This window comes from Sphingomonas floccifaciens (genome assembly GCF_042681125.1).
In the GTDB taxonomy this organism is placed as follows: domain Bacteria; phylum Pseudomonadota; class Alphaproteobacteria; order Sphingomonadales; family Sphingomonadaceae; genus Sphingomonas; species Sphingomonas floccifaciens.
The window spans coordinates 236,881-249,427 of record NZ_JBHUFC010000006.1 but is presented as its reverse complement, the minus strand read 5'-3'; the positions used below and the strand labels follow the sequence as shown (position 1 = coordinate 249,427).

Below are 12,547 nucleotides of genomic sequence, written 5' to 3'. Positions count from 1 at the left end.
TTTGATGGCCAGCCTCGCTAGAGGGCGCGTCGATCGTTCCCTTTTTCCAGGGGTGCGTGACGCATCTGCCGCCGATCCTGCATGACGGGACGGCGACGCCGGCCGACGAGGTTTCGTCCGCCGGCGTTTTTCGCGTTACGTGGCTTCGGGCGCAAGGGCAATTTTGGAGTGCGCGCGATGTTCGACAGCCTGAGCGACCGCCTTGGCGGAGTGTTCGACCGCCTGCGCGGCCGCGGTGCGCTGACCGAGGCCGACGTGCGCGGTGCGATGCGCGAAGTCCGCGTCGCGCTGCTCGAAGCCGACGTCGCGCTGCCCGTCGCGCGCGAATTTGTCGACAAGGTGACCGAACAGGCGGTCGGCCAGAACGTCCTGCGCTCGGTCACGCCGGGGCAGCAGGTCGTCAAGATCGTCAACGACGCGCTGGTCGAGATGCTGGGCAGCGACAATGTCGGGCTCGACATCGACGTGACCCCGCCGGCGGTCATCATGCTCGTGGGCCTCCAGGGCTCGGGCAAGACGACGACGACCGCGAAGCTCGCCAAGCTGCTGAAGGGCCGCGAGCGCAAGAAGGTCATGATGGCGTCGCTCGACGTCAACCGCCCGGCCGCGCAGGAACAGCTCGCGGTGCTCGGCACCCAGACCGAAGTCGCGACGCTGCCGATCGTTGCGGGCCAGCAGCCGGTCGACATCGCGCGTCGCGCACTCCAGGCCGCGAAGCTCCAGGGCTTCGACGTGCTGATGCTCGACACCGCAGGCCGCCTGCACGTCGACCAGGCGTTGATGGACGAGATGAAGGCGGTCGCCGACATCGCGACGCCGAACGAAATCTTGCTCGTCGTCGACGCGCTCACCGGCCAGGACGCGGTCAACGTCGCCAAGAACTTCAGCGAGCAGGTGCCGCTGACCGGCGTCATCCTGACCCGCATGGACGGCGATGCCCGCGGCGGTGCGGCGCTCTCGATGCGCGCCGTCACCGGCAAGCCGATCAAGTTCGCCGGCATGGGCGAGAAGCTCGACGCGATCGAGCCGTTCCACCCCGGCCGCGTCGCCGGCCGCATCCTGGGCATGGGCGACGTCGTGTCGCTCGTCGAAAAGGCCGCGCAGTCGATCGAGGCCGAAGATGCCGAGCGGATGGCCGCAAAGCTCGCCAAGGGTCAGTTCGACATGAACGACCTGCGTGCGCAGCTTGCCCAGATGCGCCGCATGGGTGGTCTGGGTGCATTGGCTGGCATGATCCCGGGCATGAAGAAGGCGCAGGCCGCAATGGCCTCCGGCGCGGTCGACGAGAAGATCCTGCTGCGCATGGACGCGATGATCGGGTCGATGACGCCCAAGGAGCGCGCCAAGCCCGAACTGATCAACGCCAAGCGCAAGATCCGCGTCGCCAAGGGCAGCGGGACGACCGTTCAGGACGTCAACAAGCTGCTGAAGATGCACCTCGAAATGTCGACGGCCATGAAGCGCATCAAGAAGATGGGCGGGCTGAAGGGCATGATGGCGATGCTGGGCAAGGGCGGCCTTGGCGGCATCGGCAACGCCATCGGCGGCGCCCAGATGGGCGACATGATGGGCAAGCTCGACCAGCAGGGCGGCGGGATGCCGGGCCTGCCGGGACTTGGCGGACCCGATGGCATGAAGCTGCCGCCGGGCTTCGAAAATCTGATCAAGAAAAAGTAATTTAATTGAGCGTTTAGAGAAGGAAGAAGATAATGGCAGTTAGCATTCGCCTGTCGCGTGGCGGCAGCAAGAAGCGTCCCTATTACCGCATCGTCGTTGCCGATTCGCGCGCGTCGCGTGACGGCAAGTTCATCGAGAAGATCGGCACCTACAACCCGCTGCTCGCCAAGGACGACGAGAAGCGCATCGTGCTCGACGGCGATCGCGCCAAGCACTGGCTGAGCGTCGGTGCGCAGCCGACCGACCGCGTCGCCCGCTTCCTCGACGCCGCCGGCGTTCGTGAGCGCGCCGCGCGCAACAACCCGAACAAGGCGAAGCCGGGCGAGAAGGCCACCGAGCGCGCCGAAGAGCGTGCTGAGAAGCAGAAGGCCGCCGAAGAAGCCGCTGCCGCCGCCGCTGCTGCTCCGGCCGCGGAAGAGTCCGCTGCCGAGTCGGCCGCCGAGGAAGCACAGTCGGACGCGTAATGCCGTCGTCCCCGCGCAGGCGGGAACCCATCTCCCGCACCGTCTTCATGGCGGCCGCGGGAGATGGATTCCCGCCAGCGCGGGAATGACTGCTTTCTCGTGACCCGATGGCGGTCGTTATGCGTTGTTCCTGCTGCAACAGCCGGAGCAACTACCATGACCGCCACGCCTCCTCCGACCGAACCGGACACCGATGACCAGGACGACGCCACCGAAGAAGGGCGCTCAGCAACCGACCCAGCCGAAGGCGCCGACGACGCGCCCCCCGGCGACGACGGCAGCGCCGACCGCGCCAGGTGAGCGTACTGTCACGCTGGCGGCCGTGATCGGTGCGCATGGCATTTCCGGCGAGGTCCGGCTGAAGGTCTTCGCGGAAGACCTTGGTGCGCACAAAAGCTTCAATGGCGGCACGCTGACGGTCAAGTCACTCAAGATGACCCCGCAAGGCGCCATCGCGCGCTTCGCGGAAGTGACCGATCGGACCGCGGCGGAAAAGATGCGCGGCACCGAACTCACCGTGCCGCGCGACAGCCTGCCGCCGCTGGGCGAAGACGAATATTATCATGCCGACCTGCTTGGCCTGGCCGCCGTCGCGGAGGATGGAGCCGCGATCGGCACCGTCGTCGCGATCGACAATTTCGGTGCCGGCGACGTGATCGAAATCGAGCGCCCGGACGGCAAGCGCTTCATGATCCCGATGACCGAAGCCGCGGTACCCCGCTGGGACGCGACCACGTTGACCGTCGCCGATGGCTGGGCGGATTGATCCGCACCGCGGTCCTGTCCGACATCCACGGCAATCTGCCGGCACTCGAAGCCGTCATCGCCGACGCGACCGCGCAAGGCTGCGACGCATTCTTCAATCTCGGTGACAGCCTCTCCGGTCCGCTCTGGCCGGCCGAGACCGCCGACCGCCTGATCTCCCTCGATTGGCCGACGATCGCGGGCAATCACGAGCGGCAGTTGTTCGGCACGCGACTGGGGGCAAGCGATGCCTTCGCCGCCGCGCGCCTGTCCGGTCGGCACCGGCGCTGGGTCGAAAGTCTGCCCGCGACGCTGGCGATCAATGACGCCTGGCTGTGTCACGGCAGCGCGAGAAGCGACATCGAGCATCTGCTGTTCTCGGTCGATACGGTGGGCTTTCGCGCCGCGACCGATGCAGAAATCCCCGAGAGGCTGGATGGCGCCGCGACGCTGACCCTCTGTGGCCATTCGCATGTCGCGGCCGAGCGTAGGCTGCGGGACGGACGGCGTATCGCGAATCCGGGCAGCGTGGGATTGCCGGCCTATACTGACGATCGACTTTACCCCTACGCCGTCTCGAACGGTGATCCGTGGGCGCGCTACGCGATCCTCGATGACGGGAGACTGACGTTCCACGCGGTCGACTATGACCATCGCGCCGCTGCACGGCGCGCGCGGGACGGTGGGTTCGATCAGTGGGCAAGCTGGCTGGAGACGGGCAAAATCCCGAACACCTGACGAAGCATACCTCCCAGCCCAGAGCGTATCCAGCCAGGCTGAACCGGCTTGTGATCCGGTGAAAGCGGCGCGGCGTGCAGGCCGATTGGATCGCACTCGGGAACGCCAACCGTTCGCCCTGAGCGAAGTCGAAGGGCATGGCACTCCTGTGCTTCGACTTCGCTCAGCACGAACGGTAACGGGTGAGCCGGATTACGGGCGCTAGCTGGTGACTGCGATCTCGATGCGCGTCGGTTCGTCGCTGGGGGCGAACCGCGTCTGACGCAGGAGGCGGCGGACCTCCGCGATCTCGCGTGCCGGTCTGCCGCCCGACTGGAGCAGCTTCAGGGCGGAAACCGTCCCGTCCGTCGTCACCGAGGCGCAGAAGGCGATCGACGCCGCCGTGCGCAAATGCTGCGGGATGTCGGGGCGCGACACCAGGATCGGGGCGCGATCGGGTGGCGAGCTACAGGCCGTCCGGTTGGAATAGACGGGCTCGACGATGCCCGTTGGCGGATCGACGTTCGTGAACAATTGCACGTGGCGGACCTTCGGAAACTCGTAGATTTCCACGACGTCGATTGACGGTGTCCAGCACAGGCACATCGTTGTTGGCGAGATATCAAGTGCGGGCCAGCCGACGATCACGGCGCCGTGGATCAGGGACGTTCCGACGAGACCGCGCCAGTCGAGCATGATGTGATGGTATCACATCAATGGCCACCCGCAACCGTCAGCGGCGCAGCGGCATACGCTCCGAAAGCTCGTTGCGAATCGTCGTCGCGGCCACACCGGCCTGACCCATCGCGTTGCTAATCTGGTCCAGGCCCTTCACCACGTCCCCGGCAGCGAACAGGCCGGGGAGGGAGGTGCGCTGGTGGTCGTCGACCTCCAGACAGCCGTCGTCGCTGGCTTGCGCGCCCGCCTCGACCGCCAGTTTCGATCGGATGACCGAGCCGAGCGCCGGGTAGACGCTGTCGAACCGGCGTTCGCCCTCGGCCGTCTGCACGACCATCTCGGCGCCGTCCGCGTGCAGCGGCGTGCAGGGGCCATCGACCCACTCGACACCGGCGTCGGCCAGTTCGCGACGGCACACGTCGGGCAAGTCGTGTGCACCGTCATGCGCGATCAGTGTAACTTCCCTGGTATAGCCGCGTAGAAACAGCGCCTCGCGCATGCCGTGGTCGCCGGTGCCGATGACGCCGACGCGCTTGTCGGTCACTTCATAGCCGTCGCAGATCGGGCAATAGCGGATCAGCCCCGCCGCGAGCGCCGCGTCGTGCGCGTCGCGCGGCATGTCCGGGCGGTTGTTGACGACGCCGGTCGCGAGCAGGATCGTGCGGGCGTCGAAGGTATGGTCGCCGGCATGGACGCGGAAGTCGCGTCCGATCGGCTCGATCCGCGTCACCTCCACACCCTCGCGCACCGCGCCGTAGCGTTCGGCCTGGCGGAGCATGCGAAGAAGCAGGTCGGGGCCTTCGATCCCGTCCGGATAGCCGGCGTGGTTGTGCGTCCGCGGGATGAGCGCGGCGCGGCTCGACCCGCAGTCGAACAGCCGGATCGAAAGGTGAAAGCGCGCGAGATAGATCGCCGCCGTCAGGCCGGCCGGACCGGCGCCGATGATGATGCAGTCGTCCACGCGAGCCCAAGCGACGAAGCGGTCGTCGGTTCCGCTTGGCGATTACATGATTGCTTCGTATCCCTCCGCACAAACGGGGGAGACGACAGATGAAGCATATGGCGATCGCATTGGCGTTGGCGGGTGTCTCAAGTCCCGTCCTTGCCCAAACCACACCGGCGACCGTGCCCGCGGCAGACGTCGCCGGCATCGCGCCGAAGATCGACGCGATCTTTGCCGACTGGGCGCGTGAGGCGCATGTTCCCGGTGCGGCGTACGGCATCGTCAAGGACGGTCGTCTCGTCCATGTCGGCACGATCGGCACGCAGGATCAGGAAAGCAACCGCCCCGTCACCGCCGACAGCCGCTTCCGGATCGCGTCGATGTCGAAGGCCTTCACTGCGCTCGCCATCCTGAAGCTGCGCGATGCCGGCAAGCTGTCGCTCGACGCGCCGGCCGAGCAGTACGTGCCGGAGATGCGCGGGTGGACCTATCCGACCAGCGACAGTCCCAAGATCACCGTCCGCGACCTGCTCCACCACATTGCCGGCTATGTCGAGGACAATCCCTGGGGCGACCGCCAGCAGGTGCTGACCGAGCCGCAATTCACCAGGATGTTGAAGGACGGCGTACCCTTCGCGACCGCGCCGGGATCGGCGTTCGAATATTCGAACCTGGGCTATGCCACGCTGGGGCGCATCGTCTCCAACGTGTCGGGCGTGCGGTATCAGGACTATATCCGCCGGGAGATTATGGCGCCGCTGGGCATGACCTCGACCGGCTATGACATCTTCGCCTCGCCGAAGGATGCCCGCGCGATCGGCTATCGCTGGCAGGACGGCGGCTATGTCCGCGAACCCGACATGGCCGATGGCGCTTTCGGGGCGATGGGCGGGGTCGAGACGACCGCCAACGACTATTGGCGCTGGGTGGCGTTTCTTCTGTCGGGCTGGCCCGCGCGTGACGGCGCCGACACGGGGCCGGTGAAGCGGTCGACGGTGCGTGAGATCGTCGAGGGCGCGAACTTCGTCAGCGGCCAGATGCGAAATGCTGCGCTCGGCGCGCCATGCCGGCAGGCGAGCGCCTATGGGATGGGCTGGCGCGTGATCGACGACTGCGACATGGGACGCGTGGTGACGCACAGCGGGGGCTATCCGGGCTATGGCTCGAATGTCGCACTGCTGCCGGACGCAGGTGTGGGCGTGTTCGTCTTCTCCGCCCGAACCTACACCGGCGGTGCGTTGCCGATGTGGAAGACGCTGATGGCCCTGCGCGACGCCGGATTGGCCACGCCGCGGACGGTGCCGGTGTCGGAAGGATTGGCGGCGGCCTATGCCGCGGCGAAGACGGCGTGGACCGCAGGAGATGCGACCGTCGCGCCGCTGGCGAACAACGTCCTGCTCGACCGCGACGCCGCCCGCCGCGCCCGCGAGATCGCTGACGCCAAGGCGCAGGTCGGCACGTGCACGATGGCAGAGGCGATCCGACCGATCTCCGCGATGGAGGGCACCTTCACCTGGCATTGCGAGCGCGGCCACATCGCCGGCCGCGTCCAGCGCGCCCCGACGCCGGCGTTGAGCCTACAGGTCATCGACTTCCGGGTGGTGCGGGATTGACGTATATACATCGCGTATATACATTTCGTGCATGACGAAGGAATATCTCGCGAAAACGTTCAAGTCGGGCAATTCGGTGGCGCTGCGGCTGCCGAAGGCGCTTGGTGTGAGTGAGGGGGCGCAGATGCGTGTGCGCGAGGAAGCGGGGAAATTCATCCTCGAGCCGACCGATGCGCCGAAGCGGAAGTTCAACGTCGATAAGGTGTGGGGCGCCGGGATCGGGCTCGGGTTTGAACTGATCCCGGACGAGGACCGCGTGTTCGAACCGCGTCGCCTGATTGGTGACGAGGCCGCAGGTGCATGAAGTATCTGCTCGACTCCAATATCGTTATCGGAGCGACGCTGGCGATCGGTGATGGACTGCGTCGGCGCATGGCCGACTGCGACGCGGGTGACATGGTCATGTCGTCGATCGTCTATGCGGAAGTCGCGTTCGGCTGCATGCAGGGAAAGCCACCGGCGATCTCCGTCCTGCGCGCCTTTGTCGAAGAGGTGCCGATCGTCGATTTCGATGCCGGCGCCGCGATTGCTTATGCGGGATTGCCCTTTCGCAGGGCAAGCTACGACAGGCTGATCGCCGCGCACGCGCTCGCGCTTGGCCTGACATTGGTAACCGACAACACAGCGCATTTCGCCGACATTCCCGGCCTGCGCGTCGAGAATTGGGCGCAATGACCTTCGCCGCCACCGTCCTGACCCTATACCCGGAGATGTTCCCCGGCCCGCTCGGCACGTCGCTTGCCGGGCGGGCGCTGCGAGAGGGCAAGTGGTCGCTCCAGACCACGCAGATTCGCGACTTCGCAACGGACAAGCACCGGACGGTCGACGACACGCCGGCCGGGGGCGGGGCGGGGATGGTGTTGCGCGCCGACATCCTCGCCGCAGCGATCGACAGCGTGACCGACCCCGTGCCCATCCTGGCGATGAGCCCGCGCGGGGCGCCATTGACCCAGGCTCGCGTGCGCGAGCTGGCGGCTGGGCCAGGCGTTGCCATCCTGTGCGGCCGGTTCGAGGGGTTCGACGAGCGCATCTTCGCCGGCCGCGCGGTCGAGCCGGTGTCGATCGGCGACTATATTCTGTCGGGTGGCGAGATGGGCGCGCTGGTCCTGCTCGACGCTTGCATTCGGCTGCTTCCCGGCGTAATGGGCGCGGCCCTCAGTGGGGATGAGGAAAGCTTCGAAAGCGGCCTCCTCGAATATCCGCACTATACCCGACCCGTCGAGTGGGAGGGCCGCACGATCCCCGAAGTGCTGCGATCGGGGGATCATGCGCGGATCGCGGCCTGGCGTAAAGCGCAGGCCGAGACCGACACACGGCTACGGAGGCCGGACCTGTGGGAGCGTTACACCGGCGCTCGGGTCCAACCTCCCTCTGGTGCGCGGCATCCGTCAGAGGACGACAAGACATGAACGTCATTCAGCAGCTCGAAGCCGAGCAGATCGCCAAGTTCACCGACAGCAAGTCGATCCCCGAGTTCCGTCCGGGCGACACGCTGCGCGTCGGTGTGCGCGTCGTCGAAGGCGAGCGTACCCGCGTCCAGGCCTATGAAGGTGTGTGCATCGCGCGCGCCAACAAGGGCATGGGGTCGAGCTTCACCGTCCGCAAGATCAGCTTCGGCGAAGGCGTGGAGCGTGTGTTCCCGCTGTATTCGCCGAACATCGACAGCATCACCGTCGTCCGCCGCGGCGTCGTGCGTCGTGCCAAGCTGTACTATCTGCGCGGTCGTACCGGCAAGTCGGCGCGTATCGCCGAGCGCCGCGACAACCGTCCGACCGAGGCTGCGGCGGCCGAATAAGCCGCCAGCCTGTCTGGTTACGGGCGGGGCGTCGCGACTTTGGTCGCGGCGCCCCGTTTCGTTTTGGTGGCGGGCGCGCGGAGACTTGAAGTTCAAAGCGATCGGCGTTGCTGGACATGGCTCGCCCTAAGCAAGGTCGAAGGTTAGCCCTTCATCAAGTGCTTCAATTTCGCTCAGCACGAACGGTTTTATAAATTTGGTGGGGCTATCGATCGCGAAACCCCATCGACGTTGCCGTGAAGTGAAGGCTGCCGCGAAGGTATCGCCTATGCCGCATTGGCCAGAGCCTCAGGCCACATCCCGCAACATGAAATATAGCAGTGCGAACCAGGCGAAGAGGCCGAGCACGCCGATCACATAGGGCAGCCGCTCGCGCCAGCCGCGCTCGACAGGGTCTTCGCCGTCCATCACCCAACATCCTAGCCTGTGAAGCCAAGACGGCAAGCGTGCGTCGCTTCGCAGTGCGATCCACGCTTGGGGGGTGAGGATATCGCCGACGCCGTCGCGCGTCCGGTGCTGCCGACCCGCAAGCCTCCGCCGCTCGTTGCAGCGGGCGTGCCGGTCGCAGCCTGAGGGGCTTGCACGGGACGGGGCGTCCGGTACGCTCCGCCGCATGCTCCGATCTTCCCTCGCGGCACTTGCCGCCTCCGTCGCGTGTCTCACTATGCCTGCCAAAGCCGAAGACCTGACGCTGCAACGCGTCTTCGCTAGTCCCGATCTCGCCGGCGAACAGCCGCGCGCGTTGAAGCTGTCGCCTGATGGGCGCCTGCTGACCTCGCTGCGCCCGCGCGCCGAGGAAAAGGACCGCTTCGACCTGTGGGCGATGGATACGGCGACGGGTCAGTGGCGGATGCTGGTCGACAGCAAGAAAGTCGGGACCGGCGCCGAACTGTCCGAGGCGGAGAAGATGCAGCGCGAGCGCGCCCGCATCGGCGGCCAGCGTGGGATCGTCGCCTATCAATGGTCGTCGGATGGCAAGTCGATCCTCGTGCCGCTCGACGGTGACCTGTATCTCGCGACGCTCGACGGCAATGTGAAGCGCCTGACCAATACGCCGGGTGGCGAACTCAACCCGTTGGTCAGCCCGCCCGGCAACCTGCTGAGCTTCGTGCGAGATCAGAATCTCTACGTCTCCGACCTAAGCGGCGGCGAGGCGCGCAAGATTACCCCCGACGGCGCCGGCACGGTGCATTGGGGCGAGGCGGAGTTCGTCGCTCAGGAGGAGATGGACCGGACCACCGGCTACTGGTGGTCGCCCGACGAACGGTATGTCGCGGTCGAGCGTTTCGACGAAGCCCCGGTCGGCACGGTCGTCCGCGCGGCGATCGGTGCGGATGGGACACGGGTGTTCGAACAGCGCTATCCGGCCGCCGGCACGCCCAATGTGCTGGTCGACCTCTATGTGATTCGCCCGGACGGCAGCGGGTCGGTGAAGGTCGATCTCGGCAAGGACCGCGATATCTATCTCGCGCGCGTGAAGTGGGCGCCCGATGGCAAGACGCTCTACGTCCAGCGCCAGAACCGCGAGCAGACCGTGCTCGACGTGCTGAAAGTCGACCCGGCGACCGGCGCCGCCAGCGTGCTGTTCACCGAGAAGTCCGGACCGAAGAGCTGGGTCAACCTGTCGAACGTCTTCGTGCCGATGAAGGACGGCAGCATCGTCTGGTGGTCCGAACGCGACGGCCACGGCCACCTCTATCGCTTCAAGGCGGGCAAGTGGACGCAACTGACCAAGGGGGCCTGGGACGTGGCCGGGGTGAACGGCGTCGATGAGGCGGGCGGCAAGCTCTATTTCAACGGCAACAAGGATGGGGTGTTGGAGCGCCATGTCTATGCGCTCGACCTCCGGACGCTTGCGACGACGCGCCTGACCGAACCAGGCTGGTGGAACACTGCCACCGCCGACGATGCGGCCACGCGCTTCATCGTCCAGCGCTCCAACCCGACCCAACCGACTCAGGTCTATCTCGCCGACCAGACCGGCCGACGGCTGTCGTGGATCAGCGAGAACACTGTGAAGCCGGGGCACCCCTATCACCCCTATCTCGCCAGCCATGTCGAGACAAAGTTCGGAACGCTGAAGGCGTCGGACGGCGAGACGCTGTATTGGGAAATGCTGACGCCCAGGCTGGAGCCCGGCAAGCGCTACCCCGTATTCTTTGAACATTACGGCGGCCCGCACAGCCAGACCGTGTCGCGTAACTGGGGGCCGCCGCTGCACCAGTATCTGGTCGACAAGGGCTATATCGTCTTCATGATCGACAATCGCGGCTCGGCCAACCGCGGCAAGGCATTCGAGGATGCGATCTGGCACGCGATGGGCGGGATCGAGGTGCGCGACCAGCTCGACGGCGCCAATTATCTGAAGACGCTCGATTTCGTCGATCCCAAGCGGATCGCGACCTATGGCTGGTCCTACGGCGGCTATATGACGCTGAAGATGCTGGAGGCGAACCCCGGCGTGTATGCCGCGGGCATCTCCGGCGCGCCGGTTACGAAGTGGGAACTTTACGACACCCACTATACCGAACGCTACATGGGCGCCGATCCGAAGGGGCGGGACAAGGCGGCCTATGCGAAGGCCGCGGCGATCGAGGACGGGCCGAAGATCCGTGATCCGCTGATGCTGATCCACGGCATGGCCGACGACAATGTCGTGCTCGACAATTCGACCGCCTTCGCCGCCCGGATGCAGGCGACGAATACGCCGTTCGAAATGATGTTCTATCCCGGAAAGACCCATTCGGCGGGCCGCGACATCCACGTCTGGACGACGATCCTCGACTTCCTCGATAGGACGGTTGGCCCCGGCCCCAAGTAGAGCTTGGCTTGCTCGTGGGGGGTCGTGCCGCTACGGCGCCGCGCGAGCAAGTGGAGGGTTATATGGGGTATCGGATCGTTGTCGCGGGTGCGACAGGCAATGTCGGGCGCGAGGTTCTCGCCATCCTGGCCGACCGCGAGTTCCCGATCGACGAAATCACGGTGCTCGCCTCCGCACGCAGCCAGGGCGACGAAGTCGACTTCGGCGAGACGGGCCGCAAGCTCAAGATCCAGAATATCGACAATTTCGATCCCGCCGGCTGGGACATGGCGATCTTCGCCATCGGGTCGGACGCGACCAAGGTGCATGCCCCGCGCTTTGCTGCGGCCGGATGTATCGTCATCGACAATTCGTCGCTGTACCGGATGGACCCGGACGTGCCGCTGATCGTGCCAGAAGTGAACCCGGACGCGATCGACGGCTACACGGCCCGGAACATCATCGCGAACCCCAACTGCTCGACCGCGCAGATGGTCGTCGCGCTGAAGCCGATCCATGATGCGGCGAAGATCACCCGCGTCGTCGTCGCGACCTATCAGTCGGTGTCCGGCGCGGGCAAGGCCGGCATGGATGAGCTGTTCGAGCAGAGCCGCAACATCTTCGTCGGCGACTCGGCCGAGCCCAAGAAGTTCACCAAGCAGATCGCGTTCAACGTGATTCCGCACATCGACAGCTTCCTGGACGACGGGTCGACCAAGGAAGAGTGGAAGATGGTGGTCGAGACCAAGAAGATCCTCGATTCCAAGATCAAGGTGACCGCGACCTGCGTGCGCGTGCCGGTCTTCGTCGGCCATTCCGAAGCGCTCAACGTCGAAATGGAGAACGAACTGTCGGCCGAGGACGCGCAGAAGATCCTGCGCGAGGCGCCCGGCGTCATGCTGGTCGATAAGCGCGAGGACGGCGGGTATGTGACCCCGGTCGAATGCGTCGGCGACTATGCGACCTTCGTGAGCCGCGTGCGCGAGGACCCGACCGTTGAGAACGGTTTGGCGCTGTGGTGCGTCAGCGACAATCTGCGCAAAGGCGCGGCGCTGAATGCGGTGCAGATCGCGGAACTGCTCGGGCGGCGGCACCTGAAGAAGGGGTGAGCGCTTC

13 protein-coding genes are annotated in these 12,547 nt (G+C 66.0%); 11 read left to right on the top strand and 2 right to left on the bottom strand.

Annotation, left to right across the window (positions count from 1 at the left end; translation table 11 throughout):
• The first annotated feature begins 177 nt into the window (after window positions 1-177).
• From ffh to ACFSC3_RS14690, 4 genes are all read left to right on the top strand, one after another.
• Window positions 178-1,677 (top strand): signal recognition particle protein, encoded by a 1,500-nt coding sequence (ffh, locus tag ACFSC3_RS14705; protein ID WP_380941182.1) that lies wholly within the window; start codon window positions 178-180, stop codon window positions 1,675-1,677.
• A 32-nt stretch (window positions 1,678-1,709) separates the two neighbouring features.
• Window positions 1,710-2,141, top strand: a complete 432-nt coding sequence (gene rpsP / locus ACFSC3_RS14700) for a 30S ribosomal protein S16 (protein WP_380941181.1) — start codon at window positions 1,710-1,712, stop codon at window positions 2,139-2,141.
• 193 nt (window positions 2,142-2,334) lie between these two features.
• Window positions 2,335-2,907 carry a ribosome maturation factor RimM gene (gene rimM, locus ACFSC3_RS14695; RefSeq protein ID WP_380941180.1) on the top strand — a complete coding sequence of 191 codons (573 nt, stop codon included), beginning with the start codon at window positions 2,335-2,337 and terminating at the stop codon, window positions 2,905-2,907.
• The gene (locus ACFSC3_RS14690; protein WP_380941179.1) at window positions 2,904-3,623 is read left to right on the top strand and encodes a metallophosphoesterase family protein; all 720 of its coding nucleotides are present in this window, start codon (window positions 2,904-2,906) and stop codon (window positions 3,621-3,623) included. Before rimM ends, ACFSC3_RS14690 begins: the two co-directional genes overlap by 4 nt.
• Before the next feature lie 201 nt (window positions 3,624-3,824).
• On the opposite strand, the gene ACFSC3_RS14685 is transcribed toward ACFSC3_RS14690, so the two are convergent.
• Window positions 3,825-4,298, bottom strand: coding sequence for a hypothetical protein (locus tag ACFSC3_RS14685; RefSeq protein ID WP_380941178.1), 474 nt, complete (start codon window positions 4,296-4,298; stop codon window positions 3,825-3,827).
• 37 nt (window positions 4,299-4,335) lie between these two features.
• A complete protein-coding gene (locus ACFSC3_RS14680; RefSeq protein ID WP_380941177.1) occupies window positions 4,336-5,241 on the bottom strand; it encodes an NAD(P)/FAD-dependent oxidoreductase in 906 nt (301 codons plus the stop codon).
• Window positions 5,242-5,330: 89 nt separating this feature from the next.
• On the opposite strand from ACFSC3_RS14680, the gene ACFSC3_RS14675 reads away from it, so the two are divergent.
• The 7 genes from ACFSC3_RS14675 (at window position 5,331) to ACFSC3_RS14645 (ending at window position 12,540) form a co-directional block, all read left to right on the top strand.
• On the top strand, window positions 5,331-6,836 hold the full coding sequence (locus tag ACFSC3_RS14675; protein ID WP_380941176.1) for a serine hydrolase domain-containing protein: 1,506 nt from the start codon (window positions 5,331-5,333) through the stop codon (window positions 6,834-6,836).
• A 31-nt stretch (window positions 6,837-6,867) separates the two neighbouring features.
• Complete coding sequence (locus tag ACFSC3_RS14670) at window positions 6,868-7,140, top strand: AbrB/MazE/SpoVT family DNA-binding domain-containing protein (RefSeq protein WP_380941175.1); 273 nt, start codon at window positions 6,868-6,870, stop codon at window positions 7,138-7,140.
• A complete protein-coding gene (locus ACFSC3_RS14665; protein WP_380941174.1) occupies window positions 7,137-7,511 on the top strand; it encodes a type II toxin-antitoxin system VapC family toxin in 375 nt (124 codons plus the stop codon). Before ACFSC3_RS14670 ends, ACFSC3_RS14665 begins: the two co-directional genes overlap by 4 nt.
• Entirely contained in the window at window positions 7,508-8,245 is a 738-nt protein-coding gene (gene trmD / locus ACFSC3_RS14660; protein WP_380941173.1) for a tRNA (guanosine(37)-N1)-methyltransferase TrmD, read from the top strand. The genes ACFSC3_RS14665 and trmD overlap by 4 nt, the downstream gene beginning before the upstream one ends.
• On the top strand, window positions 8,242-8,631 hold the full coding sequence (gene rplS / locus ACFSC3_RS14655; RefSeq protein ID WP_380941172.1) for a 50S ribosomal protein L19: 390 nt from the start codon (window positions 8,242-8,244) through the stop codon (window positions 8,629-8,631). Before trmD ends, rplS begins: the two co-directional genes overlap by 4 nt.
• A gap of 613 nt (window positions 8,632-9,244) precedes the next feature.
• Complete coding sequence (locus tag ACFSC3_RS14650; protein ID WP_380941171.1) at window positions 9,245-11,452, top strand: DPP IV N-terminal domain-containing protein; 2,208 nt, start codon at window positions 9,245-9,247, stop codon at window positions 11,450-11,452.
• Between the two features lie 62 nt (window positions 11,453-11,514).
• A complete protein-coding gene (locus ACFSC3_RS14645; protein WP_380941170.1) occupies window positions 11,515-12,540 on the top strand; it encodes an aspartate-semialdehyde dehydrogenase in 1,026 nt (341 codons plus the stop codon).
• Window positions 12,541-12,547: the final 7 nt, after the last annotated feature.

Coding starts and splice junctions, on each gene's coding strand:
- ffh (WP_380941182.1), top strand. CDS start 178: ATGTTCGACAGCCTGAGCGACCGCCTTGGCGGAGTGTTCGACCGCCTG.
- rpsP (WP_380941181.1), top strand. CDS start 1,710: ATGGCAGTTAGCATTCGCCTGTCGCGTGGCGGCAGCAAGAAGCGTCCC.
- rimM (WP_380941180.1), top strand. CDS start 2,335: ATGACCAGGACGACGCCACCGAAGAAGGGCGCTCAGCAACCGACCCAG.
- ACFSC3_RS14685 (WP_380941178.1), bottom strand. CDS start 4,298: ATGCTCGACTGGCGCGGTCTCGTCGGAACGTCCCTGATCCACGGCGCC.
- ACFSC3_RS14675 (WP_380941176.1), top strand. CDS start 5,331: ATGAAGCATATGGCGATCGCATTGGCGTTGGCGGGTGTCTCAAGTCCC.
- ACFSC3_RS14670 (WP_380941175.1), top strand. CDS start 6,868: ATGACGAAGGAATATCTCGCGAAAACGTTCAAGTCGGGCAATTCGGTG.
- ACFSC3_RS14665 (WP_380941174.1), top strand. CDS start 7,137: ATGAAGTATCTGCTCGACTCCAATATCGTTATCGGAGCGACGCTGGCG.
- trmD (WP_380941173.1), top strand. CDS start 7,508: ATGACCTTCGCCGCCACCGTCCTGACCCTATACCCGGAGATGTTCCCC.
- rplS (WP_380941172.1), top strand. CDS start 8,242: ATGAACGTCATTCAGCAGCTCGAAGCCGAGCAGATCGCCAAGTTCACC.
- ACFSC3_RS14650 (WP_380941171.1), top strand. CDS start 9,245: ATGCTCCGATCTTCCCTCGCGGCACTTGCCGCCTCCGTCGCGTGTCTC.
- ACFSC3_RS14645 (WP_380941170.1), top strand. CDS start 11,515: ATGGGGTATCGGATCGTTGTCGCGGGTGCGACAGGCAATGTCGGGCGC.